Raw genomic sequence first — 24,889 nt, 5'->3', positions numbered from 1 at the left:
CGGAACGGTCGGGAACGACCGGGACCAGCGCGAATACCGTCACAACCGATCTCCGGCGGGGTCGGATCGCGTAGCGTGGAGAGTTATGCGACTCGGTGTGCTCGACGTAGGTTCCAACACGGTCCACTTCCTCGTGGTGGACGCCCATCCGGGTGCCGCTCCGCTGCCCGCGTACTCCCACAAGGCCGAGCTGCGCCTGGCCGAGCTGCTGGACGAGTCCGGCGCGATAAGCGAGGCCGGGGTCGAGCGGTTGGTCGGTCACATCGCCTCCTCGCTGCGGGTCGCCGAGGACAAGGGCGTGGTCGACATCCTGCCCTTCGCCACCTCCGCCGTCCGCGAGGCCGCCAACGGCGAGCAGGTGCTGCGCCGGGTCGCCGCCGAGACCGGGGTCGAGCTGCGGGTGCTGTCCGGACAGGACGAGGCCCGGCTCACCTTCCTGGCCGTCCGCCGCTGGTTCGGCTGGTCATCGGGCCGGCTGCTCAACCTGGACATCGGCGGCGGCTCGCTGGAGATCGCCTGCGGCCTGGACGAGCAGCCGGACGTCGCCTGCTCCCTGCCGCTGGGCGCCGGCCGGCTGACGGCCGGCTGGCTGCCCGGGGACGTCGCCGACCCGGACGGGCTGCGCGAGCTGAGAAGGCACATCCGGGCCGAGATCGCCAACGTGGTCGGCGAGATCTCCCGGCTCGGGCAGCCGCAGCACGCCGTCGCCACCTCCAAGACCTTCAAGCAGCTGGCCCGGATGACCGGCGCCGCGGCCGCCGACGCCGGCCCGTACGCCGACCGCCGGCTCACCCGCAGCGGGCTGTCCGCCTGGCTGCCGCGGCTGTCCACGATGACCGTCGCCGAGCGCGCGCAGATCCCCGGCGTCTCCGAGGGCCGGGCCAAGCAGCTGCTGGCCGGGGCGCTGGTCGCGGACGCCGCGATGGACCTGTTCGGCCTGGAGGAGCTGGACGTCTGCCCGTGGGCGCTGCGCGAGGGCATCATTCTGCGCCAGCTGGACGCCATGGACAGCCCCGCCGACCGCCGCCGCCCCGCGCTCACGCCGTAACGCGGTCACCCCGCGCTCGCCCCGTAGCGCGCCCGCCGGGCGAACGTGCCGCCGGTCACTGCGCCGGGCATCCGGTCCCGTTCGGCGCGTGCTCCGCTTACGCTGTCTCCCGTGGTGCAACCAGCGGGCGAGGACGGGACGCGGGAGGGCCGCGCGCCCGGGGGCGGGCAGTCGCGGCCGGACGGTCCGCGCCGCCGGCTCGGCAATCCGGGCGCAGGCAAGGCGGTCAAGGGCGCCACCGCCGCCAAGGCCGCCAAGGCCGTCCAGGCGGCCCAGCGCACCGCTAAGAAGGCTGCCACCGCGACCGCCAGGAAGGCCACGGCGAAGAGGGCCGCGGCCCAGAAGACCACGGACGCGAAGACCACGGACGCGAAGACCACGGCGAAGCAGACCGCGAGGCAGCCGGCCGCCACCGTGAAGGAACCGCGGGAGACCCGCACCGCCCGGGCCGCCGGCGCCGCCAAGGCCGCCGTCCAGTCGGTGCGCTCGGTCAAGGCCGCCAAACGCGACGCCGCCCGCCCGCCGCTGCTGCGCACCACCGACCGGCTGGTGCTGCCCCAGCACCCCGCCCTGCACATCCCCGACACCAAGGTGGTCCTGTCCACCGCCTCGGTGTACCCGGCCAGCACCGCCGTGGCCTTCGAGCTGGCCGCCAAGCTCGGCTACGACGGGGTCGAGGTGATGGTCTGGAACGACCCGGTCAGCCAGGACATCGAGGCCCTGCGCCGGCTCTCCGACGCCCACCAGCTGCCGATCCTGGCCGTGCACGCGCCCTGCCTGCTGATCACCCAGCGGGTGTGGACCACCGACCCGTGGACCAAGCTGGTCCGGGCCCGGGCGGCGGCCGAGAAGCTCGGCGCGAGCGCCGTGGTCGTCCACCCGCCGTTCCGCTGGCAGCGCCAGTACGCCCGCGAGTTCGTCGAGGGCATCAACCGGATGGCGGGCGAGACCGACGTCCGCTTCGCCGTCGAGAACATGTACCCGTGGCGCTACCGCGACCGCGAGGTGCTCGCGTACGCCCCCGGCTGGGACGTCACCGACGAGGAGTACCGGCACTTCACCATCGACCTCTCGCACGTCGCCACCTCGCGGATCGACGCCTTCGCCATGGTCGAGCGGATGGGCGAGCGCCTCGCCCACGTCCACCTGGCCGACGGCAGCGGCTCCGGGAAGGACGAGCACCTGATCCCCGGCCGGGGCAAGCAGCCCTGCGCCGAGCTGCTGGAGCACCTGGCCCGCACCGGCTTCGACGGCCACGTGGTGCTGGAGGTCAACACCCGGCGCGCCGCGTCCCCCGCCGAACGCGAGGCCGATCTCGCCGAGGCCCTCGCCTTCACCCGCTTGCACCTGGCCACCCCCTCGCGCGTACGCTGATCCCGGGCCCGCGGGGGCGCGAACTTCCTTACCGAGGGGGAGCGGTGACGAACGGTCGACTTTTCAGCGAGCTCGGCAACTTCCGTGAACTGGCCCAGAGCTTCGGCTCGGTGGCCGCCGAGTACGACCGGGCCCGCCCGGGCTACCCGGACGAGCTGTTCGACGAACTGGAGCGGCTCTGGGGCCGCGGCCTCAAGGGGGCCCGGGTCCTGGACGTCGGCGCCGGCACCGGCATCGCGACCCGGCTGCTGGCCGCCCGCGGCGCGGACGTGATCGCCGTCGAGCCGTACGCCGGGATGGCCGCCCAGTTCCGGGCCGCCTCGCCGCAGCTCCCGCTGGTCCGCGGCAACGGCGACGACCTGCCCTTCCACGACGACTCCGCCGACCTGATCGGCTACGCCCAGGCCTTCCACTGGACCCGCCCCGAGCGCTCCGTCCCGGAGGCGATCCGGGTGCTGCGGCCCGGCGGCGCGCTCGCCGTCTGGTGGAACGTGCCCGACGAGACCGTGCCCTGGGTCCGGGCCCGGGTCGAGCGGCTGACCGCCGCGCTGCCCGGCCGGTACCACGGCTACGGCCGGATCACCGAGCACACCCGCCACTTCGCCCCGGCCGGGCTGGCGGTCGGGCACGCCCGGCTGCGCTGGGAGCGGCAGGTCACCGTCGAGCACGTGCTCACCGACCTCACCTCCCGCTCCTTCATGGCCCCGCTCACCCCCGAGGAGCGCGCCCCGATCCTGGCCGCCGAACGGGTGGCCCTGCGCGCCGACTTCCCGGACGGCGTCGTGGTCGAGCCGTTCATCCTGGACCTCACCGTGGCCGTCAAGCCCGGCTGACCTCAAGGGGCGACCGGGCCTGCCCGTATCCCGGACGGGCTGTCCGGCGGCCGGACGGCGGGCGTAGGCTCGGAAGCCACCAGCGGCCCCCGCACCTCCCTCTCCCGCGGGGAGCCGTCGCGAGCCCCGAAGGAGTGGAGCACAGTGCCCGAGCTGAGGTCCCGTACGGTCACCCACGGTCGCAACATGGCAGGCGCCCGGGCGCTTCTCCGGGCGGCCGGCGTAGCCCGCGAGGACTTCGGCAAGCCGATCATCGCGGTCGCCAACTCCTTCACCGAGTTCGTCCCCGGCCACACCCACCTGCAGCCGGTGGGCCGGATCGTCTCCGAGGCGATCAAGCAGGCGGGCGGCATCCCGCGCGAGTTCAACACCATCGCCGTGGACGACGGCATCGCGATGGGCCACGGCGGCATGCTCTACTCGCTGCCCTCGCGCGACCTGATCGCCGACTCGGTCGAGTACATGGTCAACGCGCACTGCGCCGACGCGCTGATCTGCATCTCCAACTGCGACAAGATCACCCCGGGCATGCTGATGGCCGCGCTGCGCCTCAACATCCCGACCGTGTTCGTCTCCGGCGGCCCGATGGAGGCCGGCAAGGCCACCCTGGTCGACGGCACCGTGCGCAAGCTGGACCTGGTCGACGCGATCTCCCAGGCGGTCAACGAGAACGTCTCCGACGAGGACATCGCGATCATCGAGGAGAACGCCTGCCCGACCTGCGGCTCGTGCTCCGGCATGTTCACCGCCAACTCGATGAACTGCCTCACCGAGGCGATCGGCCTCTCGCTGCCCGGCAACGGCTCGGTGCTCGCCACCCACACCGCCCGCCGGGCGCTGTACGAGAAGGCCGGCCGGACGGTCGTCGGGATCGCCGACCGCTACTACGGCCAGGACGACGCCTCGGTGCTGCCGCGCGCGATCGCCACCCGCGCCGCCTTCGAGAACGCCATGGCCCTGGACATCGCCATGGGCGGCTCGACCAACACCATCCTGCACCTGCTCGCCGCCGCCCAGGAGGCCGAGCTGGACTTCGACATGCGGGCCATCGACGCGATCTCCCGCAAGGTGCCCTGCCTGTCCAAGGTCGCGCCCAACGGCTCGTACTACATGGAGGACGTGCACCGGGCCGGCGGCATCCCGGCCATCCTCGGCGAGCTGTACCGGGCCGGGCTGCTCAACGAGGACGTCCACACCGTGCACGCCGACTCGCTCGCCGAGTGGCTCAAGACTTGGGACGTGCGAGGCGGTTCGCCCTCCGCCGAGGCCGTCGAGCTGTGGCACGCCGCCCCCGGCTGTGTCCGCTCCGCCGAGGCCTTCTCCCAGTCCGAGCGCTGGGAGTCGCTGGACACCGACGCCGCCAGGGGCTGCATCCGCAGCGCCGAGCACGCCTACTCGGTCGAGGGCGGCCTCGCGGTGCTGTACGGCAACCTCGCCGAGGACGGCTGCATCGTGAAGACGGCCGGCGTGGACGAGTCGATCTGGACCTTCAGCGGCCCGGCCGTCGTGGTCGAGTCCCAGGAGGACGCGGTCGAGGCGATCCTCGCCAAGCGGGTCAAGGAGGGCGACGTCGTCGTCATCCGCTACGAGGGCCCCAAGGGCGGTCCGGGCATGCAGGAGATGCTCTACCCGACCTCCTTCCTCAAGGGCCGCGGTCTGGGCAAGGCCTGCGCGCTGGTCACCGACGGCCGCTTCTCCGGCGGCACCTCGGGCCTGTCCATCGGCCACGCCTCCCCGGAGGCGGCCTCCGGCGGCACCATCGCGCTGGTCGAGGACGGTGACACCATCGCCATCGACATCCCGGGCCGGACGATCTCCCTGGAGGTGCCGGAGGAGGTCCTCGCCGAGCGCCGCCGCGCCCTGGAGGCGGCGGGCGGCTACCGGCCGAAGAACCGCGACCGCCAGGTCAGCCAGGCGCTGCGCGCCTACGCGGCGATGGCCACCTCGGCGGACAAGGGCGCCGTCCGGGACGTCAGCAAGCTCGGCTGATCCCGGCAAGCGAACGGAGGAGCCGTCCCGAGGCGGGGACGGCTCCTCCGCCGTCCGTGGGCGTCGGGTGATAATCGAGGGCGTGAGCGAGCAGCCCCCCACCCCCGCCCCCAAGCCCGCCGGCGCCCCCGAGCCGGAGCCGATCCGCTTCTTCGGCACCAGCTGGCTGAACCGGGACAACGGCTACTGGCCGCGCCGGGTCGGCGTCTCGGTCGGCGCCCTGGCCGCGACGGCCGCCGCCGTGCTGGTGCTGCGCTTCGGCGTCGAGGGCGTCGCGCTCTCCGACAGCGGCGGCTTCCTCAACGGGCTGCTGACCGCCGCCATCGCGGTCTGCTCGATGATGGCCGTCCGGCGCACCTGGAAGGTCCTCACCGAGGGCAAGGACCAGCTGACCGGCTGGATGGCCGAGGACAGGTCGCTCGGCGCGGTCTGGCTGATCGGCGGGGCCGGCTCGCTGGCCGCCTACTTCGCCCGCAGCCTGGTCGAGGCCCCCGGCGAGGGGGTCAGGCGGGCTGCCTACCAGCGGGCCGTCGAGCAGCACGGGAAGCGTCAGTCGAACCGCAGCGGTCGGCCCGGCACCAAGGCGCCGGGCCGGGGCGAGCGCAAGCGCTGACCGCGGTCAGTAGCGGCTGACCGAGCCGCACCCGCCGGGCTCGGTGGACAGGTCCTTGCTGCGGTCGTACGGGTCGGTCTCCGGGCCGGTCGGCCGGGCGTCCGGGCTGTCCGGCAGCGCGGGCGCGAACTGGTCGAACTGCGGGTGGTAGTAGCCGTCGTAGACGTTGCAGGCCGAGTTGGCGGAGTCCGAGGTGGTGCCGTCGGCGATCACCAGCTTCTTCGGGTTGACCTGGTAGCGGCCCGGGTCGTAGAAGCGGAAGTTCACCACCCGGCGCACGACCGTGCGGGTGGACCAGGTGTCCCCGGACACGTCGTCCACCGGCACCACCAGCCCCACCGGCTTGGCCGTGCCGCCGCCCTGGGGCGCGGCCGGCTTCGTCGGCTGCGGCACGCCCGCCGACGGGGCGGGCGATCCGGCCCGCTTCCCGGCCTCCGGGCCGGGGCGCAGTGGGTACACGAAGCTGAAGTCGGTGTGGACCAGGACGCCCTTGTCCCCGTCGCCCTCGAAGCTGATCCGGCCCTGCACCTTGACCACGTCACCGATCGGGATCGCCTCGCGCGGGTCGAAGCGGCTGAACCAGCTGGTCGCGTCGGTGTCCTTGGACGGGTTCGCCAGTGCGGCGGTCGCGCGGTCCCGCTCGTCCCGGTCCAGCATCGCGAGCGCGGCGTCCGGTCGGCCGCCCGCGATCACCTTCGGGTCCAGGTTGGCGGCGGTCAGGTAGTCCTTGACCAGCTGCAGCTGGGCGGCGACCTGGTCGGCGGAGAAGACGCCGGTGTCCTTGGCCTCGGGGAGCACGAAGGCCTCGGCGCCGTTCGGCCAGCCCTCGGCGGGGGAGCCGGCCCACGGGTGGCCCACGGTCGGCTGCTTCTCGTCGACCTTCGGCGCCGCGGTGGTCGGCTTGGCCGTCTCCGGGGCCACGGTCGGCACCGGGGTGTGCGCGGCCGAGGAGCCGCCCCCGTAGGTGTTCGTCCACCAGGTGCGCAGCCCGTCGACGTTCAGCGCGGCGAGCAGCACCGCGACGGTCAGCACGACGAACAGCGGCGTGCGCCACTCCAGCCGGCGGCGCGGCGGGCGCGGGTTGCCCCAGGGGTCGACCACCTGGAGCTTGGGCTTGCGTCCGAAGCGTCGCTTGGCCTGCCCCGGGCCGTCGTTGACGGAGCGGCGGCCGCCCGGGTCGACCGGCGGGGTGTGCTTCCAACGGGCGGTCAGCATCCGGGTGCGCCCGGACTGCTCCTTCACGCTGGCGGACTTGATGAAGTCCTCGTCCAGGACGAGGTCAGCGAACGGGTCCTTCCCGCCCGCCTCGGACGGGTCGGACCCGCCCGGCTCACCGCCCTCCGAGGGGCGCGGTTCTGGATCTTCGGCGATCGGCATCGCGCCAGTATGCCGACGGGGTGTGACGATTCATCGATCGGGGGCACACCTTGTGGTGAACTCATGAGCGGAGTGCGGACGTTTACCCTATTTGCCCAGGTCGGGGAGGCGTGACCAGGGGCTCAGCCCTTGCCCCGGGCCTGCTTCACCGACCCCACCACCCCGGCGATCGCCAGCAGGATGCCGGCCGGGACGAGCGACTCGAAGAACGCGCCGAACAGTCCCGCGTCACCGAGGAACAGCTGTGCCAGCGTGTTCAGCACCAGCAGTCCGCCGGCCGCCGGGAGCGCCGACTGCCACGGGTGCTCGTTGGCCCACCGCCGTAGCCGCCGGTCACCGGTGTCGCGCCGCAACCGGCCGCCCAGCGTGCCGACGAGGAAGAAGAAGAACAGACCCCAGCCGGCCGGTCCGGCCAGCATGCTCAGCGACCAGTGCCCGGTGATCGCGTCGATCCCCAGGGCCGTCGCCCCCACCACCGCACCGACTCCCGCGGCCGTCCGCCACGGACCCATCGTCGCCGAGGCGGCGGCGAGTTGCCGGTTCTCACGTCGGGACATCTCGTCGTGTGCCATAGGTCCACGGTGCGCCCGTGCGGGCCCGGAGGCCATAGGGGAAACCCCGGAGTTCTCTCCCTAGGGGCCCGCGTTCTGCGCTTCGGGGACCACGGAGCGGACGGTCCCGACGGGTGCCGCCGGGCGGTGCGAGGATGGCCGCAGTACCGAGGCAAGGAGCGGACCATGGGCAGCAGCGCAGCGCACGGACAGAAGATCGCCTTCCTGGGCACCGGCAAGATCGGCGAGGCCCTGCTCTCCGGTCTGCTGCGGGCCGGCAAGGACCCGGCGGACGTCCTGGTGACCGCCCGCCGCCCCGAGCGCGCCGCCGAACTCGCCGACCGGTACGGCGTGAAGGCCGTTTCCAACGCCGAGGCCGCCAAGCTGGCCGACACCCTGATCCTCGCGGTCAAGCCGCAGGACATGGGCACCCTGCTGGAGGAGCTGGCCCCGCACATCAGCCCGGACCGGCTGGTGATCTCGGCCGCGGCCGGGGTGCCGACCGCCTGGTTCGAGGAGCGGCTGGCGGCCGGCACCCCGGTGGTCCGGGTGATGCCCAACACGCCGGTGCTGGTGGACGAGGGGATGAGCGTCATCTCCGGCGGCTCGCACGCGACCGAGGAGCACCTGGTACGCGCCGAGGAGATCTTCAGCTCGGTCGGCAAGGCGCTGCGGCTGCCCGAGTCCCAGCAGGACGCGGCGACCGCGCTGTCCGGCTCCGGACCGGCCTACTTCTACTTCCTGGTCGAGGCGATGACGGACGCGGGCATCCTGCTCGGCCTGCCCCGGCAGGTGGCGCACGACCTGATCGTGCAGTCCGCGATCGGCGCCTCGGTGATGCTGCGCGACTCCGGCGAGCACCCGGTGAAGCTGCGCGAGGCGGTCACCTCCCCGGCCGGCACCACCATCGCGGCCATCCGCGAGCTGGAGAACCACGGCGTGCGGGCCGCGCTGCTGGGCGCCCTGGAGGCGGCCCGGGACCGCTCCCGGGAGCTGGCCTCCGGCGGCAAGTAGTCGTCACAGAAGTCCCTGCGCGACCCCTCCCGCAACGGCGGCGCACCGCCTACGCTCTCGCCAACATCGCCCTACCGGCCGGTAGCGAGGTCGTCTGGAGGTCCGCATGAGTGCTGAACCGTCCCCGGTCCCGCCCGGCCTGCGCGTCGGGCGGGCCGCGCTCGCCGTCAGCTTCCTGCTCCAGGGCACCACCTTCGCGCTGCTGGTCACCTGCATCCCGGAGATCCAGCACCGGTACGGGCTGAGCGACGGGCTGCTGCCGGTCTTCCTGGCCGCGGTGCCGATCCTGGCCGGGGTGGGCTCGATCCTCTCCGAGCAGTTGGTGAAGCACACCGGCGCCCGGGCCGTGCTGCGGGTGGTCCAGCCGGCCGTCTGCCTCAGCCTCGCGGGCGCCGGGCTCGGCGACTCGCTGTGGCAACTCGCCCTCACGCTGGGCGCGTTCGGGCTGCTGGTGGGTGCGCTGGACGCCAGTATGAACATGCTCGGGGTGGGCCTGCAGCACCGCTACGGCCGCTCGATCATGATCGGCTTCCATGCCGCCTTCAGCCTCGGCGGCATCCTGGGCGCGGCGGTCGCGGGGCTCGGCTCGCACGAGGACCTCGGGCTGCCGGTGCTGTTCGGCACGGCCGCCGCGGTGATCGCCCCGCTCGCGGTGCTGACCGGCACCCTCCCCCAGCCTTCGGCCGGGGGGACCCCCACCGCCGGCCCGGCCGAACTCGGCGGCGCCGTCCGGGAGGCCGCCGAGGCCGCCGCCCGGTCCGTCCCCTGGCGGCCGCTGCTGCCGCTGTGCCTGGCGATGGCCTTCGCCTACATCGCGGACGCCTCGGTCTCCAACTACAGCGTCAAGTACCTCACCGACGGCCTGGGCAGCCGCGAGGACCTCGCCAAGCTCTCCTACCTCGGCTACATGGTGGCGATGCTGGTCGGCCGAGCCCTGGGCGACCGCGCGGTGCAGCGCTTCGGCGCCGTCCCGGTGGTGCGTGCGGGCGCCGCGGTGGCTGCGCTCGGCTTCGGTCTGGCCGCCGTCGCGCCGGCCGCCTGGGCGGGCATCGCCGCCTTCACCGTGCTCGGCTTCGGCATCTGCGCGATCATCCCGCAGGTGTTCGCGGCCGGCGGGCGGCTCTTCCCGGCCGACTCGGACGCCGCCGTGGCCCGGCTCAACCTCTTCAACTACGTGGGTTTCCTGATCGGTTCGCCACTGGTCGGGGCGGTCGCGGACGCGAGCTCGTACCGCTGGGCGCTGCTCGCCCCGATGCTGCTGGTGCTCGCCGTCCTGCCGCTGGCCGAGCGTTTCGCCCCGGCACCGGCGGCGGCCCCCGCCGTCGCGTGACGGCGGGGTGCCGGAGAGGACACGGAGGCGTGAAGGTGGCGTCCGGACCGCCTCGACTCCTCGACCTCCGCACCGCCCGCGCGCGGTGGCCGGGCGAGCCCTGGCGGTCGCCCGGCCACCCCCACCCGCTACGGTGGAGGCCATGCCCGAAGCCGAGCGTGACACCCCCTGCGGCCTGCACCTCTTCTGGGACGAGGCCGTCACCGCCTACGACTTCGGCCCCGGCCACCCGATGGACCCGACCCGGCTGGCGCTCACCATGCGCCTCGTCGAGGCCCTCGGGCTGAGCACCGGGCCCGGCGTGACCGTCCGGTCCGCGCCGCCCGCCGGGGACTCCACCCTGCGGCTGGTGCACACCGGGGAGTACGTCGAGGCGGTCAAGCACGCCGCCGCGCACCCCGAGCAGCCGGACCCCCGGCACGGGCTCGGCACCGACGACAACTGGTCCTTCCCGGCGGTCCATTCGGCCTCCGCGCTGATCGCTGGCCAGTCTGTGGCCGCCGCCGAGGCGGTCTGGCGCGGCGAGACCCCGCACGCCGTCAACTTCGCCGGCGGGCTGCACCACGCGATGCCCGACAAGGCCTCCGGCTTCTGCATCTACAACGACCCGGCCCTCGCCATCGCCCGGCTGCTGGAACTCGGCGCCGAGCGGGTCGCCTACGTCGACGTGGACGTCCACCACGGCGACGGCGTCCAGCAGGCCTTCTGGAACGACCCCCGGGTGCTGACGATCTCGCTGCACGAGCACCCCGCCACGCTCTTCCCGCAGACCGGCTGGCCCACCGAGACCGGCGGCCCGGACGCCCCCGGCACCGCCGCCAACCTGCCGCTGCCGGCCGGCACCGGCGACTCCGGCTGGCTGCGCGCCTTCCACGCCCTGGTGCCCGAGCTGCTCAGCGCCTTCCGGCCGCAGATCCTGGTCACCCAGCACGGCGCGGACACCCACCTGGAGGACCCGCTCGCCCACCTCGCCGTCACCGTGGACGCCCAGCGGCTGATCGCCGAGGAACTGCACGACCTCGCCCACCAGCTGACCGGCGGCCGCTGGGTGGCCACCGGCGGGGGCGGCTACGCCGTGGTGGACGTCGTCCCGCGCACCTGGACCCACCTGGTCGCCACCGCCGCCGGCCGGCCCGTCGACCCGGCCACCGAGACCCCCGAGCTCTGGCGCGCCGAGGTCTACCGCCGCACCCGCCGCCCGGCCCCGCTGCGGATGACCGACGGCGCCCGCCCGTCCTGGCGCGACTTCGAATCGGGTTACGATCCGGCCGACCGGCTCGATCAGGCCATCCTCGCCAGCCGCCGCGCGGTGTTCCCCCACCACGGCCTGCTGGCCTGAATCCGCCGCCCCGGTCGCGCGCCGGCCGGGCCGTGCGTACCCCCGTTGGTGCGAACCGCCGAGCGGCTACGTACTGCAACGGTCCTATCTCTCACCGTACGAGGACCGCACTTCCCCTCTTCCCACTGGTACCACCCATAACTACTCTGGGGATACACGTGTGCCGGTGGAGTCACCGGAGGGGAAGCCGGTGCCTTGCACACGGGTAAGGGTCGGGTGATGGTCATGAGTTCCGGCGAGCGCCCCCTGCAGGAAGTCGTCTTCCTGACCGTGGCGGAGGTTGCCGCGGTCATGCGGGTGTCCAAGATGACCGTGTACCGGTTGGTGCACAGCGGAGAGCTGCCGGCCATCCGGGTCGGACGGTCCTTCCGGGTGCCCCAGCAGGCGGTGCACGAGTACCTCAAGGAGTCCTACGTGCGGCTTGAGAGCGCGTAGCCCCAGGTCGGGCGGGGGCGGGTCCGCGACCGTGGATCCGCCCCCGTTCGCCCGGGATTTCCCGCGAGTTTCCCGGTTGCCGGGAGCGCGATTTACAGCCCCGGCCAGGCGGACGGTAGGCTAGGCCCTCACGTCAGTCGTATGGACTCCGTCTCTCACGGACGAGAGTCTCAGTGAGCGAGGGTTGTTCCGTGGGCTCTGTCATCAAGAAGCGTCGCAAGCGTATGGCCAAGAAGAAGCACCGCAAGCTTCTGAAGAGGACCCGCGTTCAGCGTCGCAACAAGAAGTAAGCGCCCCCGGCCGCGCCCAGCGCGCCCAGCGCTTCCACCGCCCGCCCAGGCCCTCGCGGCCCGGGCGGGCGGTGTCGTTTCACGGCCCGGCACGGCGGCGCGGTACGGTGCACGCAGGCCGCTCGGGTCAGGGAAATGGGGTGCAGCACCGTGGGCGTCGTCGTGCTCGTCACCGGCGTGGCACGCCATCTCGGTGCCCGCTTCGCCGCGGAGGTCCGCCGCCGCCCCGGCGTGGACCGGGTCGTCGGCGTGGACGTGCTGCCGCCCGGGCTGCCGGTCGAGGAGCCGGACGGCCCGGCCGCCCCGTACACCTTCCACCAGCTCGACCTGCGCCGCCCCGCGGTCTCCCGGGTGATCGCCGAGCACCGGGTGGATACCGTGGTGCACCTCAGCGTCAGCGCCACCGGCCTGGGCTCCACCAACCGCTCCGCGGTGAAGGAGTCCAACGTCATCGGCACCATGCAACTGCTCGGCGCCTGCCAGAAGGCCCCCGGGGTGCGCCGGCTGGTGGTGAAGTCCACCACCGGCGTCTACGGCTCCGCGCCCCGCGACCCGGCGGTGTTCAGCGAGCGGCTCCAGCCCAAGGACCCGCCCGGCGGCGGCTTCGCCAAGGACGCGGCCGAGGTCGAGGGCTACGTGCGCGGCTTCGCCCGCCGCCGCCCGGACGTCGCGGTGACGGTGCTGCGCTTCGCCAACATCGTCGGCCCGCACGCCGACACCCCGCTCAGCGAGTACTTCGCGCTGCCGGTGCTGCCGACCGTGCTCGGCTACGACCCCCGGCTGCAGTTCGTGCACGAGGACGACGCGGTCGCGGTGCTCTGCCGGGCCGCCGACGAACCCGCGCCGGGCACCGTCAACACCGGGACCTTCAACGTGGCCGGGGAGGGCGTCCTGCTGCTCTCCCAGTGCGCCCGCCGGCTCGGCCGCCCCACCCTGCCGCTGCTGCTGCCCGCGGTCAGCTGGATGGCCGTGCTGGCCCGGCAGACCCGGCTGGTGGACGTCTCGCCCGAGCAGCTGCGGCTGCTCACCCACGGCCGGGTGGTGGACACCACGCGGCTGCGGGAGACCTTCGGCTACCGCCCGGCGTTCAGCACGCCGGAGGCCTTCGCCGACTTCGCCGCCGCCCAGGGCCCCGGCCTGCTGCCGCCCGAACGGCTGGCCGCCGTCGCCGACCGGCTGACCGCCCTGCTCGGCCCGGAGGAGCCCGCCCCCGCCGCGCCGAACGTCGTACCGAACCGTCCCCGCCGTCCGAGGAGCTGAAGCCGCGATGAGTGCCGCCGCCGACAACGCGCCGGGCGAGGCCAAGGTCATCCCGATCGAGACCGCCCCCAGTTGGACGTCCCCCGAGGGCCCCGGGCTGGCCGACCGGCTCGCCGGGGCCGTCGGCGGGGCGCTGTCCGGGCAGCTCGGCCCGGTGGCCACCCGGCTGTTCGGCAAGGGCTGGGAGGGCCGGGCCACCGAGGGACTGGCCTTCCTGCGCCGCCGGATCACCGGCGACTACGAGGTGGACGAGTTCGGCTTCGACCGGGAGCTCACCGAGGAGGTGCTGCTCTCGCTGCTGCGCCCGCTGGCCGAGAAGTACTTCCGGATCGACGTCCAGGGGATCGAGAACATCCCGGCCGAGGGCGGCGCGCTGATCGTCGCCAACCACTCCGGGACGATCCCGCTGGACGCCCTGATGACCCAGGTGGTCATCCACGACCACCACCCGCACCGCCGGCACCTGCGGATGCTCGCCGCCGACCTGGTCTTCGTCCTGCCGGGCATCAACGAGCTGGCCCGCAAGGCCGGCCACACCCTGGCCTGCAACGAGGACGCCCAGGCGCTGCTGGAGCGCGGCGAGGTCGTCGGGGTCTGGCCGGAGGGCTTCAAGGGCATCGGCAAGCCGTTCGCCGAGCGCTACAAGCTCCAGCGCTTCGGCCGCGGCGGTTTCGTCTCCTCGGCGCTGCGTGCGAGGGTGCCGATCGTGCCGTGCTCGATCGTCGGGGCGGAGGAGACCTACCCGATGATCGGCAACGTGAAGACGCTGGCCCGGCTGTTGGGCCTGCCGTACGTCCCGATCACGCCGACCTTCCCGTGGCTGGGGCCGCTCGGGATGCTGCCGCTGCCGACCAAGTGGACGATCCGCTTCGGCGAGCCGATCGCCACCGACGGCTACCCGGCGGAGGCGGCGGACGACCCGATGCTGGTCTTCGACCTGGCCGACGAAGTGCGCGAGACCATCCAGCACAGCCTGTACCAGCTGCTGGTGCAGCGGCGCTCGGTGTTCTTCTGAGGGCCAGCACCGCGAAGGGCCCCGGCGCAGGCCGGGGCCCTTCGCGGTGGGCCGGTCAGCTGCCGCCGAGGATCCGCAGGCCGGGCAGCAGACCCGGGATCAGCGGGGGCACGTCCACGCCCTGCTGCGGGGCGCCGGACGCGGCGCTGGGCGTGCCGGACGGCTGCGGCGGGGCCGCGTCGGTGCTCGGCGAGGGCTTGCCGGTACCGCCGGTGAGCCCGTTGGTGAGGTTGCCGACCAGCCCGTTGACCGCGTCCGGGGCGCTGGTGGGCAGGGTGCCCGGCAGGCCGCCGCCCTTGGCACCGCCGCCGGCGGTGGAGCCGGCGCCGGGGTTGCCCGGGGCATGCCCGGTGCTGCCGGGGCGGCTGGTGCCGTTGCCCGTGTCGGTGCCGCCCTGGGACTGGTCGGAGTCCGGCGCGGCGTCGGCGCCGCTGGCGGGGGAGCCCGCCGGGGAGCCGCCGGTCGAGGAGGACGAGTCGTCGCCCGCTCCGTTGCCGGCCGGGCCACCGCTCTTGGCGGGTGGCTGGACCAGGCGCAGGGGCGCGACGTCCTCGCTTATGTCGTCGAAGAGCTGGTTCACCAGGTTCGCCTGCTCGGTGAGTTGGACCGGCAGCCGACCCTGCAGCTCGCTCCAGCGGCCGTCCTCGTCGTGGGCGAAGCCGGCCAGCGCGCGCATCGGGTCGAGCGAGCCGTTGCTGCGGTAGACCGAACGCAGCAGCTCACGGCCCTTGAGGGCGTCGGCGTGCATGTCGTGCAGCGCCCGGCGGACCCGGTCGACGGTGGTCGGGCTGAGCGCGCCGACCGGATCGCCGTGGCCGACCAGGGCGTTGGCCTCGCCGAGCCGGGTGGCGGCGTTGTCGAGCAGTAGCTCGCCGCGCTCGGAGTCGGAGCCGGCGAGGTCGAGCCGCAGTCCTTCGAGGCCGCGCTTCACGCCGTACAGCGTGTCCCCGGGGAGGGCGTTGGAGCTCGCGGCGGCGGCACCGGCCAGGCTGCCGACGGCGAGCCCGGCGACGAGCCCGCCGATCGCGAAGCGGCGGCTCCACCGGCCGCGCGGCGCCGTCCGGGCCGCCCGGTGCCGGCGCTGCCGGGGCACCGTGGCGCCCGGTCCGTCCGCGAAGGCCTGCTCGAACGCGGCCATCAACTGGGCGCGTTGGACCGTCCGGACCTCCGGGTCCAGCGTCGGCCTGGCCACCGCTCCCAGCGCGTCGGCCAGGCCGACCAGTTCCGCCATCGCGACCGAACCGGCTTCGGTGCCAGCGGTGTTGGCCGATTCGGCGTTGGCCGCGCGGCGTTGCTCCGCCTGGTGGGCCTCCAGCGCCTCGGCGAAGGCCTTCGCCCGCCGGTGCTCCAGCACGTTTGCCGTCACGGGCCACACCTCCCTTCGTCGTTGTCGACACCCCGGCCAGCCGGACGGTTGCCTCGGCGGGCCAAAGCCACTCCATCGGGTGACAGGTCGCAATTCGACTTGACCGTGCGCCTGGTGGGGGCTTGCATGCTGGCCAACGAGCGGTGCGGTCGGTCGGTTACGCAACGCCGATCATCGGATCGACCGTTCACCCGGACGTGTCGATCGGGGACCCGTGGTGACGGTCGGTCGAGCCGTCGCCGGGCTATCGCCCCGTCGGTCACCGCCGCCTCACCGCGCGTCGGGCGGGAGGAGCCGGGCCAGGGTGCGGACGGCGCGGTACTGGAGGGTCTTGATCGCGCCCTCGTTCTTGCCCATGATCCGCGCCGTCTCGGCCACCGAGAGGCCCTGCAGGAAGCGCAGCGTCACGCACTCCTGCTGCTGCGGGTTGAGCCGGCGCACCGCGTCCAGCAGGGCGGCGTTGGAGAGCGACTCCAGCACCGACTCCTCCGGGCTGCGCTCGCACTCGTTGGAGTCGAGCATCTCGCCGGTGGTGACCTCCAGCCGGAACCGGCTGGACTTGAAGTGGTCGGCGACCAGGTTGCGGGCGATGGTGACCAGCCAGGCGCCGAAGTCCCGGCCCTGCCAGGTGAAGGTGCCGATCCGGCGCAGCGCGCGCAGGAACGTCTCGCTGGTGAGGTCCTCGGCGGTGGCCCGGCTGCCGACCCGGTAGTAGATGTAGCGGTAGACGGTGTCCGCGTAGTGGTCGTAGAGCCGGCCGAAGGCCTCGCTCTCGCCGGCCTGGGCCCGCTCGACCAGCTCCATGATCGGGTTGTGCTCGGTCTCGTAGCCGGGGCTGGGCGCCGTACGGGTGCGGCTGCGGCCGACGCCGGTGCTGCCGGTGCGGCCGCGCGAGCCGGTGCCGGCCGAGCCGGCGGCGGTGGTGCGCAGCGCCACCCCGGGGCCGTGCGGGTGGCCGAACGGCACGCCGGCGGGCACGAGTTGGGATGAGGCGGCGAGCTGGCTGCGGAGCAGGTTGCGTAGCAGGTCCAGGCCGGTGGAGATCTGTCGCTCGGCGGTCGGCCGGCCGCGCAGGCCGGTGCGGGGGCGCAGGGGCGCGGACGACGGGCGGGAGGGTGCAGGCGCGTCGTTCCGGACGGGTGGGTACACGGGACTCCCAGAGGCAGAACTGTGGACGGATCACCTCCGCCTGCGCGGAGAGCACGCCCCCTGGCGTCCGTTCGAGCGGGACGCGTGGGTGACGCGCATCCAGGAGAGAATAACGCTTTGTGCAATGACAGCTACACCGTGTGGTCGAAGTGGTCGTTTGAGATCCATTTGTTGCGCATATTCGGCTGACACCGACCGGAGATGCCATCGTTCATCCGGCTCAACGTGATCGTTCGGGCGCCCAGGGTGACCAATTCGGTGGTTCTGTGGGCGGTTTCCCAGCCTTGGGGCTCGGCAACCCCTGACTTTCCCGGCCTGGCGAACGATCAGAACCGGTCACCGGGTGGCAGGTTCGTGCCGCGGGCCCGGACGGCCCTGCGGGGAAGGGAGTTCGCTCGTACGAGGGGCCAGGTCAGAGGCCTGGTTGACGTCCGATCACCCGCCCGGGGGAGGGCCCGCGCAGGGACGCCCGCGGCCGCGCGGAGGGGAGTTCAGCCGCGCCGGCGACGGCGCCGCAACGCCACCCCGGCCGCCGTCGCGCCGGCCAGCACCCCGACCGCGGCCGCCGCCGGCAGCCCGACCCGGGCCGCCTTGCGCCCGGTCCGGAAGTCCCGCACCCGCCAGCCCTGCGCCCGGGCGTGCCGCCGCAGCGCGCCGTCCGGATTCACCACGTACGGGTGGCCGACCAGCGAGAGCATCGGGATGTCGTTGGCCGAGTCGCTGTACGCGGCGCAGCGGTCGAGGTCGAGCCGCTCGCGCCGGGCCAGCGAGCGCACCGCGGCGGCCTTGGCCGGGCCGTGCAGCAGGTCGCCGACCAGCCGGCCGGTGTAGGAGCCGTCCCGTGCCTCGGCGACGGTGCCGAGCGCGCCGGTCATGCCGAGCCGCCGGGCGATGATCCGGGCCACCTCCAGCGGGGCGGCGGTGACCAGCCAGACCCGCTGGCCGGCGTCCAGGTGCATCTGGACCAGGGCGCGGGTGCCGGGCCAGATCTTGTCGGCCACGACCTGTTCGAAGATCTCCTCGCAGATCGCCTCCAGGTCGGCGGTGGGCTTGCCGGCGACGATCCCGAGGGCGGTGTTCCGGGCGTCCGAGATGTGGTCCGGGTCCTCCGTGCCGTGCAGCCGGAACAGCGCCTGCTGCCAGGCGAAGCGGGCGATGTCGCGGCGGGTGAGGAAGCCGCGGCGGTAGAGGCCGACCCCGAGGTAGAAGATCGCGGCGCCGCGCAGGATGGTGTTGTCGCAGTCGAAGAAGGCGGCAGCGCGAGGGTCGTCCGGGTCCGGGGTGTGGTTCTCGACCGGGGCCTTGGGTGCCTTCCCGGGCCGGCCCGCCGCCGGGACGTCGGCCGCCGGGGCATCGACCGGCCGGGGCTCGGTGCGCAGCGCGGCCTCGGCCGCCTCGGCGGCGGCCTCGCCGGCCTCGGCCACGGCCTCGCCCGCCGGGGCGCTCCGCTCGGTGGTGGAGCGCCTCGCCTGGGTGAGCCTTCGGAGCACGGCCATGTCACCGAGCATAGCCAGCCGGGCGGGGAGTGGCCGTGACGGAGCCGTGCCCACCCGGTGAACAGCTCCCTCGGCCCTGCCCCGGGCGCCCCGGAGACGGGCGGGCGCGTGGCGGACAATGGGCCGGTGAGTCCACTGCTGCGACGTAAGAGCCCCCAGCCGGCCGACCGTACCGTGACCCTGGTCGGCAAGCCCGGCTGCCACCTGTGCGACGAGGCCCGGGAGGTGATCGTCCGGGTGACGGCGGAGCTGGGCGCGACCTTCGAGGAGAAGGACATCACCCAGGACGAGGAGCTGTACCGCCGCTACTGGGAGCAGATCCCGGTCACCCTGATCGACGGCCGCCAGCACGACTTCTGGCGGGTCGACGAACGCCGCCTGCGCACCGCCCTCGGCGCCTGAGGAAACATCCGTCCGTACGCCACCGCCCCCGCCGACCGGCGGGGGCGGTTCGCCGAATCGTTGCCAAAGACACTCCGTTTCGGCTTGGGGCGGGGCGCCGTGGTCGGCTTACGATCGAACGCGTTTGCGCCCATGGGGGGCTGAGCACACGAGGAGTGCCGCCATGCTTCCCCGCCCGACCCCTGGGATGCCCGAAGCCTCGCAGGGCCACCGGGGCTTCGCCGTGGTGGACGTGGAAGCGACCGGCCGCAGCCCGTGGCGGCACCGGGTGGTCGAGGTCGCGGTGGTGCTGCTGGACGAGCGGCTCCGCCCCGAGGGCGAGTTCGCCACCCTGCTGGACCCGCTGGGCCCGGTCGGCCCGACCCATGTGCATCGGATACGCCAGGCCGACGTCGAGGGCGCCCCGCGCTTCAGGGAGATCGCCCCGAGGCTGCTGGAGCTGCTGGCCGGCCGGGTGCTGGTCGGCCATCACGTCAGCTGCGACCACGCCTTCCTGGACCGCGAGTTCGCCCGGATCGGGGTGCCGCTGCCGCCCGTCCCGCTGCTGTGCACCATGCGGCTGGCCCGTGAGCACCTGCCGCAGGCCCGCAGCCACGGCCTGGCGGCCTGCGTGGAGGCGGCCGGCCTCGGCTGGTACCCGGCGCACACCGCGCTGGGCGACGCCCGGGTGACCGCCGAGCTGTTGCTGCACTGCCTGGGCGCCCCGTCCTGTCCGCCGGACGACTGGGCCGGCCCGCTGCGCGAGGCCGCCCGGGTGCCCTGGCCGCGGCTGGGCCGGGCCCGCTCCCGCCCGTCCGGGACGGCCGTCCCGCTGCTGCGCCGGGAGGCGCCGTACGGCCCCTGGCTGCCCGGTTCCCAGGCCCCGGAAGTGGTCCTGACCAAGGCCGGTGCTATGAGCTCGACGGCGTGATGCGTGTCACTGTGCGTGGACAAAACGGACACCATCTTTGTGCACACGTTCACAAACGCATAGCCTGGCTGTCAAAGCCCAGCTTCACCCACAGGAGCACCGTGGCAATCGGCCGATCACCACAGAGCAGTTCGCAGACGCCCGACCAGGGCGCCGCGCGCCGACCCTCGCGTGCCCGGGGCATCCCGGAGGCGACCGTCGCCCGCCTGCCCCTCTACCTGCGGGCCCTCACGGCGCTCTCCGAGCGCTCGGTGCCGACCGTCTCCTCCGAGGAGCTGGCTGCCGCGGCCGGCGTGAACTCGGCCAAGCTGCGCAAGGACTTCTCCTACCTCGGCTCCTACGGCACCCGCGGCGTCGGCTACGACGTCGAGTACCTCGTCTACCAGATCTCCCGCGAGCTCGGCCTGACCCAGGACTGGCCGGTCGTCATCGTCGGCATCGGGAACCTCGGGCACGCCCTCGCCAACTACGGCGGCTTCGCCTCCCGCGGATTCCGGGTCGCCGCCCTGTTGGACGCCGACCCCAACGTGGTCGGTTCCACCGCGGCCGGACTCCCGGTGCGGCACATGGACGAGCTGGAGTCGATCGTCGAGAGCCAGCACGTCTCCATCGGCGTGATCACCACCCCGCCCGGCGCCGCCCAGCAGGTCTGCGACCGGCTGGTCGAGGCCGGCGTCACCAGCATCCTCAACTTCGCCCCGACCGTGCTGACCGTCCCGGACGGCGTGGACGTGCGCAAGGTGGACCTCTCCATCGAGCTGCAGATCCTCGCCTTCCACGAGCAGCGCAAGGCCGGTGAGGAGCCGGACCGCACCGAGTCGGTGCTGGACCGCGCCCCCGGTCCGGTCCGCGCGGCGGCCGCCAAGCTGCGCCGTGCGGCCGGCGGCGGCAACGGCAAGGGCCGCTCCGGCGAGCCGGCGGCCAAGGACCAGGCCGAGCAGTCGGCCAAGGGCAAGTCCGCCAAGGGCGGCGAGGGCGAGCTGTCCGCGGTGATGCCCGCATGAACACCGAGAGCTGTGGGGGGCGGGCGTGAGTCTTCTCGTCGTCGGACTGAGCCACCGGACGGCACCGGTCGGCGTACTGGAGCGCGCCGCGCTCACCGGTGAGGTCCCGACCCGGCTGCTGCACGACGCGGCCGCCACCTCGACCGTCGCCGAGGCCGCGCTGCTCAACACCTGCAACCGGATCGAGCTGTACGCGGACGTGGACAAGTTCCACGCCGGCGTCGCCGAGCTGTCGCTGCTGCTGGCCCACCACAGCGGGGTGGACCTGGAGGAGCTGACCTCCCACCTGTACGTCCACTACGAGGACCGCGCCGTCCACCACCTGTTCTCGGTGGCCTGCGGCCTGGACTCGATGGTGGTCGGCGAGGGCCAGATCCTCGGCCAGCTGCGCGACGCGCTGGCCAAGGCCCAGGACGAGCACACCGCCGGGCGCGGCCTGAACGAGCTGTTCCAGCAGGCCCTGCGGGTCGGCAAGCGGGCGCACAGCGAGACCGGCATCGACAAGGCCGGCCAGTCGCTGGTCACCTTCGGCCTGGAGCAGGTCGCGGCGGGCGCGGGCGAGATCGCCGGCAAGCGCGCGCTGGTGGTCGGCGCCGGCTCGATGAGCTCGCTGGCCGCCGCCACCCTGGTCCGCTCCGGCGTCACCGACCTGCTGATCGCCAACCGGACCCCGGCCCGCGCCGAGCGCCTGGTCGAGATCCTCGGCCCGGACGTGGCCCGCACCCTCGACCTCGCCAAGGTGCCGCAGGCGCTGGCCGACGTCGACCTGGTGATCTCCTGCACCGGCGCGGCCGGCGTGGTGATCAAGGCCGAGGACGTGGCCGCCGCCGTCGCCCTCCGCACCTCGCCGGAACCGCTCGCCCTGCTCGACCTCGCCATGCCGCGCGACGTCGACCACGCGGTGCACGAGCTGGCCGGCGCCCTGCTGGTCGACCTGGAGAGCCTCTCCCACGCGCACGCCGCCAGCCCCGGCGCCGGCGACGTCGACCAGGTCACCCGGATCGTCGCCGACGAGGTGAGCGCCTTCGGCGCCGCCCAGCGGGCCGCCCGGATCGCGCCGACCGTGGTCGCGCTGCGGGCGATGGCCTCCGACGTGGTCGCCGCCGAACTGGGCCGGCTGGACTCCCGGCTGCCCGACCTGGACGAGCGCTCCCGCGCCGAGATCGCCCAGACCGTCCGTCGCGTCGTCGACAAGCTGCTGCACGCCCCGACCGTCCGGGTGAAGCAGCTGGCCGCCGAGCCCGGCGGCGCCTCCTACGCGGACGCCCTTCGCGAGCTGTTCGACCTCGACCCGGCTGCCGTGCACGCCGTGTCGGGCACGCCCGTCGGCGGCCGGCCCCAGCCCTCGGGCGGGGGCGCCAGATGAACCGTCAGCCATCCCACGAGTACCACCGGGACGATCACGTCATGAATGGTCAACCGCTCACCGAGCAGGCCCCGGGAGCCCCGGCCCTGCGGCTCGGCACCCGGCGCAGCGCGCTCGCCATGGCCCAGTCGGGCATGGTCGCCCGCGAGGTGACCAGGCTCACCGGGCGCCCCGTCGAGCTGGTCGAGATCACCACCTACGGCGACACCTCCCGGGAGGCGCTCGCGCAGATCGGCGGCACCGGCGTGTTCGTCTCCGCGCTGCGGGACGCGCTGCTGGAGGGCCGGATCGACTTCGCCGTGCACTCGCTCAAGGACCTGCCCACCGCCTCCCCCGAGGGCCTGGTGCTGGCCGCCGTGCCCCAGCGCGAGGACGTCCGGGACGCCCTGGTCGCGGCCGAGGGCCTGAACCTGGACGAGCTGGTGGAGAAGCTCGCCGGCGCCGGCCGCCCGGCCCGGATCGGCACCGGCTCGCCGCGCCGGATGGCCCAGCTGAACGCCTGGGCGCTCGCCCGCGACGCCCAGCTGGAGACCGTCGCGATCCGCGGCAACGTGGACACCCGGATCGGCTACGTGACCGGCGGTGAGCTGGACGCGGTCGTGCTGGCCGCGGCCGGCCTCAACCGGCTCGGCCGCAGCGCCGAGATCTCCCAGCACCTCGACCCCGAGCTGATGATCCCGGCCCCCGGCCAGGGCGCGCTCGCGATCGAGTGCACCGCCGCCGACACCGAACTGGCCGCCGCGCTCGCCCTGCTGGACCACGCCCCCACCAGGGTCGCCGTGGCCGCCGAGCGCGCCCTGCTGGCCACCCTGGAGGCCGGCTGCTCGGCCCCGGTGGCCGCGCTGGCCACCTGGGGCCGGGAGAACGAACTGCGGCTGGACGGTGTGGTCGGCAACCCCGACGGCACCGCCCTGCTGAAGATGTCCGCCAACGGTCCGATCGTCCTCGACGAGACCGCCGAGCAGCAGGCGCGGGCCCTCGGCCGCGCCCTGGCCGCCCGGCTGCTCGACGCGGGCGCGGCCACCCTGATGGGGGAGCGAGCCCGATGAGCCCCACCGCCGCCACCGACGCCCTTTTCCCGGCCGGCCAGCCGACCGGACGGTGCACCTTCCTGGGCGCGGGCCCCGGGGACCCGGGTCTGCTGACCCTGCGCGCGGTCGAGGTGCTGTCCTCGGCCGACATCCTGGTGGCCGACCCGCTGACCGCGGCGGCCGTGCGCACCCACTGTCCGGCCGGTGTGCAGGTGCACACCCCGGCCGCCGAGGGCACCGACTTCGACCTGGCCAAGCTGGTCGCCGAGGCCGTCCGCTCCGGCAAGCACGTGGTCCGTACCGTCGACGGCGACCCGGGCCTGGACGGCTGCGCCGCCGAGGAGATGCTCAGCTGCGCGGGCGACGGGATCCCCTTCGAGGTGATCCCGGGCGTCGCCCAGTCGGTCGGCGTCCCGGCCTACGCGGGCGTCCCGCTGCGCGGCGCGGCCGGCGCCGACGTCCGCTTCGTGGACGGCGCCCAGCTGCTGTCCGGCGGCCCGGTCGATCTGGGCGCGCCGGAGACCACCCTGGTGGTCCGCACCACCCTGGGCCAGCTGCCGGCCACCGCCAACGCGCTGGTCTCCAACGGCCGCAAGCCGGATTCGGCGCTGAGCGCCACCCTCTCCGGCACCACCACCCGCCAGCGCACCTTCACCTCCACGCTGTCCGCCATCGCGGCCGACCTGAAGGCCGCCCGGGTGCTGCCCTCGCCGGTCTCCGCCCCGGTGGACCCGGCGACCTCGGTGATAGCCGTGGTGGGCGAGCAGGTCGCCCACCGGGCCTCGCACTCGTGGTTCGAGACCAAGCCGCTGTTCGGCTGGAACGTCCTCGTGCCGCGCACCAAGGAGCAGGCCCACGGCCTGTCCGAGCAACTGCGCTCGTACGGCGCGGTGCCGCAGGAGGTGCCGACCATCGCGGTCGAGCCGCCGCGCACCCCGCAGCAGATGGAGCGGGCCATCAAGGGCCTGGTCACCGGCCGCTACGAGTGGATCGCCTTCACCTCGGTGAACGCCGTTCGCGCCGTCCGGGAGAAGTTCGAGGAGTACGGCCTGGACGCCCGCGCGTTCGCCGGGATCAAGGTCGCGGCGGTCGGCGAGACCACCGCGCAGGCCCTGGTGGACTTCGGCGTGAAGCCGGACCTGGTGCCCTCCGGCGAGCAGTCCGCGGCCGGGCTGCTGGAGGACTGGCCGCCGTACGACCCGGTCTTCGACCCGATCGACCGGGTGCTGCTGCCGCGCGCCGACATCGCCACCGAGACCCTGGTGGCCGGCCTGGTCGAGCTCGGCTGGGAGGTCGACGACGTGACGGCGTACCGGACGGTGCGCGCCTCGCCGCCGCCGGCCGAGACCCGCGAGGCGATCAAGGGCGGCGGCTTCGACGCGGTGCTGTTCACCTCGTCCTCGACCGTCCGGAACCTGGTCGGCATCGCCGGCAAGCCGCACAACGTCACGGTCATCGCCTGCATCGGCCCGGCCACCGCCAAGACCGCCGAGGAGCACGGCCTGCGGGTCGACGTGATGGCTCCGGCGCCGTCGGCGGGGGCGCTGGCCCAGGCGCTGGCAGACTTCGGGGCCAAGCGCCGCGACACCGCGACGGCCGCGGGCGAGCCGGTCTACCGGCCCAGCGAGCGCCGTCCGGGCTCGCGCCGCAAGGCCCGCTGAGGGTCCCAATCAGGGTGCCGGGGGCGGCGGTTCACC

At 74.0% G+C, this 24,889-nt stretch carries 23 protein-coding genes; 18 read left to right on the top strand and 5 right to left on the bottom strand.

Features of this window, described 5'->3' with window-relative positions; all coding sequences use genetic code 11:
* Positions 1–85 precede the first annotated feature (85 nt).
* The 5 genes from ACZ3UD_RS04120 (at position 86) to ACZ3UD_RS04100 (ending at position 5,857) form a co-directional block, all read left to right on the top strand.
* The gene (locus ACZ3UD_RS04120) at positions 86–1,048 is read left to right on the top strand and encodes a Ppx/GppA family phosphatase (RefSeq protein WP_465581940.1); all 963 of its coding nucleotides are present in this window, start codon (positions 86–88) and stop codon (positions 1,046–1,048) included.
* Between the two features lie 570 nt (positions 1,049–1,618).
* A complete protein-coding gene (locus tag ACZ3UD_RS04115; RefSeq protein WP_465582077.1) occupies positions 1,619–2,422 on the top strand; it encodes a sugar phosphate isomerase/epimerase family protein in 804 nt (267 codons plus the stop codon).
* Between the two features lie 44 nt (positions 2,423–2,466).
* Complete coding sequence (locus ACZ3UD_RS04110) at positions 2,467–3,255, top strand: methyltransferase domain-containing protein (RefSeq protein ID WP_465581938.1); 789 nt, start codon at positions 2,467–2,469, stop codon at positions 3,253–3,255.
* 144 nt (positions 3,256–3,399) lie between these two features.
* Positions 3,400–5,244, top strand: coding sequence for a dihydroxy-acid dehydratase (gene ilvD, locus ACZ3UD_RS04105; protein ID WP_465581935.1), 1,845 nt, complete (start codon positions 3,400–3,402; stop codon positions 5,242–5,244).
* An 82-nt stretch (positions 5,245–5,326) separates the two neighbouring features.
* Positions 5,327–5,857, top strand: coding sequence for a hypothetical protein (locus ACZ3UD_RS04100; RefSeq protein WP_465581933.1), 531 nt, complete (start codon positions 5,327–5,329; stop codon positions 5,855–5,857).
* 6 nt (positions 5,858–5,863) lie between these two features.
* Here ACZ3UD_RS04100 and ACZ3UD_RS04095 read toward each other — a convergent pair whose 3' ends face one another.
* Positions 5,864–7,234, bottom strand: a complete 1,371-nt coding sequence (locus tag ACZ3UD_RS04095) for an SCO2583/SCO2584 N-terminal domain-containing protein (protein ID WP_465581931.1) — start codon at positions 7,232–7,234, stop codon at positions 5,864–5,866.
* 122 nt (positions 7,235–7,356) lie between these two features.
* The gene (locus ACZ3UD_RS04090) at positions 7,357–7,806 is read right to left on the bottom strand and encodes a hypothetical protein (protein WP_465581929.1); all 450 of its coding nucleotides are present in this window, start codon (positions 7,804–7,806) and stop codon (positions 7,357–7,359) included.
* Positions 7,807–7,971: 165 nt separating this feature from the next.
* Between ACZ3UD_RS04090 and proC the strand changes: the two genes are divergently transcribed.
* The 7 genes from proC to ACZ3UD_RS04055 all read left to right on the top strand — a co-directional run bounded on the left by proC (position 7,972) and on the right by ACZ3UD_RS04055 (position 14,468).
* Entirely contained in the window at positions 7,972–8,799 is an 828-nt protein-coding gene (proC, locus tag ACZ3UD_RS04085; RefSeq protein ID WP_465581927.1) for a pyrroline-5-carboxylate reductase, read from the top strand.
* A gap of 106 nt (positions 8,800–8,905) precedes the next feature.
* Entirely contained in the window at positions 8,906–10,129 is a 1,224-nt protein-coding gene (locus ACZ3UD_RS04080; RefSeq protein ID WP_465581925.1) for an MFS transporter, read from the top strand.
* Positions 10,130–10,271: 142 nt separating this feature from the next.
* Positions 10,272–11,468 carry an acetoin utilization protein AcuC gene (locus ACZ3UD_RS04075; RefSeq protein ID WP_465581923.1) on the top strand — a complete coding sequence of 399 codons (1,197 nt, stop codon included), beginning with the start codon at positions 10,272–10,274 and terminating at the stop codon, positions 11,466–11,468.
* Between the two features lie 225 nt (positions 11,469–11,693).
* Positions 11,694–11,903, top strand: coding sequence for a helix-turn-helix domain-containing protein (locus tag ACZ3UD_RS04070; RefSeq protein ID WP_148644250.1), 210 nt, complete (start codon positions 11,694–11,696; stop codon positions 11,901–11,903).
* 173 nt (positions 11,904–12,076) lie between these two features.
* Complete coding sequence (locus tag ACZ3UD_RS04065; RefSeq protein WP_425311139.1) at positions 12,077–12,193, top strand: 30S ribosomal protein bS22; 117 nt, start codon at positions 12,077–12,079, stop codon at positions 12,191–12,193.
* Between the two features lie 150 nt (positions 12,194–12,343).
* Positions 12,344–13,453, top strand: coding sequence for an NAD-dependent epimerase/dehydratase family protein (locus ACZ3UD_RS04060; RefSeq protein ID WP_465582075.1), 1,110 nt, complete (start codon positions 12,344–12,346; stop codon positions 13,451–13,453).
* 7 nt (positions 13,454–13,460) lie between these two features.
* On the top strand, positions 13,461–14,468 hold the full coding sequence (locus tag ACZ3UD_RS04055; RefSeq protein WP_402941813.1) for a lysophospholipid acyltransferase family protein: 1,008 nt from the start codon (positions 13,461–13,463) through the stop codon (positions 14,466–14,468).
* A 55-nt stretch (positions 14,469–14,523) separates the two neighbouring features.
* Here ACZ3UD_RS04055 and ACZ3UD_RS04050 read toward each other — a convergent pair whose 3' ends face one another.
* The 3 genes from ACZ3UD_RS04050 to ACZ3UD_RS04040 all read right to left on the bottom strand — a co-directional run bounded on the left by ACZ3UD_RS04050 (position 14,524) and on the right by ACZ3UD_RS04040 (position 18,479).
* Positions 14,524–15,834, bottom strand: a complete 1,311-nt coding sequence (locus tag ACZ3UD_RS04050) for a DUF5667 domain-containing protein (RefSeq protein WP_465581920.1) — start codon at positions 15,832–15,834, stop codon at positions 14,524–14,526.
* Between the two features lie 270 nt (positions 15,835–16,104).
* The gene (locus tag ACZ3UD_RS04045) at positions 16,105–16,908 is read right to left on the bottom strand and encodes an ECF subfamily RNA polymerase sigma factor, BldN family (protein ID WP_465582073.1); all 804 of its coding nucleotides are present in this window, start codon (positions 16,906–16,908) and stop codon (positions 16,105–16,107) included.
* A 566-nt stretch (positions 16,909–17,474) separates the two neighbouring features.
* A complete protein-coding gene (locus tag ACZ3UD_RS04040; RefSeq protein ID WP_465581918.1) occupies positions 17,475–18,479 on the bottom strand; it encodes an HAD family hydrolase in 1,005 nt (334 codons plus the stop codon).
* Between the two features lie 126 nt (positions 18,480–18,605).
* On the opposite strand from ACZ3UD_RS04040, the gene ACZ3UD_RS04035 reads away from it, so the two are divergent.
* The 6 genes from ACZ3UD_RS04035 to ACZ3UD_RS04010 all read left to right on the top strand — a co-directional run bounded on the left by ACZ3UD_RS04035 (position 18,606) and on the right by ACZ3UD_RS04010 (position 24,853).
* Positions 18,606–18,881 (top strand): glutaredoxin family protein, encoded by a 276-nt coding sequence (locus ACZ3UD_RS04035; protein WP_355675793.1) that lies wholly within the window; start codon positions 18,606–18,608, stop codon positions 18,879–18,881.
* 163 nt (positions 18,882–19,044) lie between these two features.
* Complete coding sequence (locus ACZ3UD_RS04030; protein WP_465581915.1) at positions 19,045–19,791, top strand: 3'-5' exonuclease; 747 nt, start codon at positions 19,045–19,047, stop codon at positions 19,789–19,791.
* A 101-nt stretch (positions 19,792–19,892) separates the two neighbouring features.
* Positions 19,893–20,795, top strand: coding sequence for a redox-sensing transcriptional repressor Rex (locus ACZ3UD_RS04025; protein WP_465581913.1), 903 nt, complete (start codon positions 19,893–19,895; stop codon positions 20,793–20,795).
* A 25-nt stretch (positions 20,796–20,820) separates the two neighbouring features.
* Positions 20,821–22,161: a glutamyl-tRNA reductase gene (locus tag ACZ3UD_RS04020; RefSeq protein ID WP_465581911.1), complete on the top strand. Its 1,341-nt coding sequence runs from the start codon at positions 20,821–20,823 to the stop codon at positions 22,159–22,161.
* A gap of 41 nt (positions 22,162–22,202) precedes the next feature.
* A complete protein-coding gene (hemC, locus tag ACZ3UD_RS04015; RefSeq protein WP_465581909.1) occupies positions 22,203–23,210 on the top strand; it encodes a hydroxymethylbilane synthase in 1,008 nt (335 codons plus the stop codon).
* Positions 23,207–24,853 carry a bifunctional uroporphyrinogen-III C-methyltransferase/uroporphyrinogen-III synthase gene (locus ACZ3UD_RS04010; RefSeq protein ID WP_380608421.1) on the top strand — a complete coding sequence of 549 codons (1,647 nt, stop codon included), beginning with the start codon at positions 23,207–23,209 and terminating at the stop codon, positions 24,851–24,853. Before hemC ends, ACZ3UD_RS04010 begins: the two co-directional genes overlap by 4 nt.
* Positions 24,854–24,889 lie beyond the last annotated feature (36 nt).

It is taken from the genome of Kitasatospora sp. NPDC023118 (assembly GCF_055560875.1).
Note: the sequence above shows the minus strand (reverse complement) of the source record. Positions and strands in the feature narration are given on the sequence as shown.

Excerpts from the sequence above, each read along its gene's own strand:
- ACZ3UD_RS04120 (WP_465581940.1), top strand. The coding sequence starts at position 86 with ATGCGACTCGGTGTGCTCGACGTAGGTTCCAACACGGTCCACTTCCTC.
- ACZ3UD_RS04095 (WP_465581931.1), bottom strand. The coding sequence starts at position 7,234 with ATGCCGATCGCCGAAGATCCAGAACCGCGCCCCTCGGAGGGCGGTGAG.
- ACZ3UD_RS04090 (WP_465581929.1), bottom strand. The coding sequence starts at position 7,806 with ATGGCACACGACGAGATGTCCCGACGTGAGAACCGGCAACTCGCCGCC.
- proC (WP_465581927.1), top strand. The coding sequence starts at position 7,972 with ATGGGCAGCAGCGCAGCGCACGGACAGAAGATCGCCTTCCTGGGCACC.
- ACZ3UD_RS04080 (WP_465581925.1), top strand. The coding sequence starts at position 8,906 with ATGAGTGCTGAACCGTCCCCGGTCCCGCCCGGCCTGCGCGTCGGGCGG.
- ACZ3UD_RS04075 (WP_465581923.1), top strand. The coding sequence starts at position 10,272 with ATGCCCGAAGCCGAGCGTGACACCCCCTGCGGCCTGCACCTCTTCTGG.
- ACZ3UD_RS04070 (WP_148644250.1), top strand. The coding sequence starts at position 11,694 with ATGAGTTCCGGCGAGCGCCCCCTGCAGGAAGTCGTCTTCCTGACCGTG.
- ACZ3UD_RS04055 (WP_402941813.1), top strand. The coding sequence starts at position 13,461 with ATGAGTGCCGCCGCCGACAACGCGCCGGGCGAGGCCAAGGTCATCCCG.
- ACZ3UD_RS04040 (WP_465581918.1), bottom strand. The coding sequence starts at position 18,479 with ATGGCCGTGCTCCGAAGGCTCACCCAGGCGAGGCGCTCCACCACCGAG.
- ACZ3UD_RS04030 (WP_465581915.1), top strand. The coding sequence starts at position 19,045 with ATGCTTCCCCGCCCGACCCCTGGGATGCCCGAAGCCTCGCAGGGCCAC.
- hemC (WP_465581909.1), top strand. The coding sequence starts at position 22,203 with ATGAATGGTCAACCGCTCACCGAGCAGGCCCCGGGAGCCCCGGCCCTG.
- ACZ3UD_RS04010 (WP_380608421.1), top strand. The coding sequence starts at position 23,207 with ATGAGCCCCACCGCCGCCACCGACGCCCTTTTCCCGGCCGGCCAGCCG.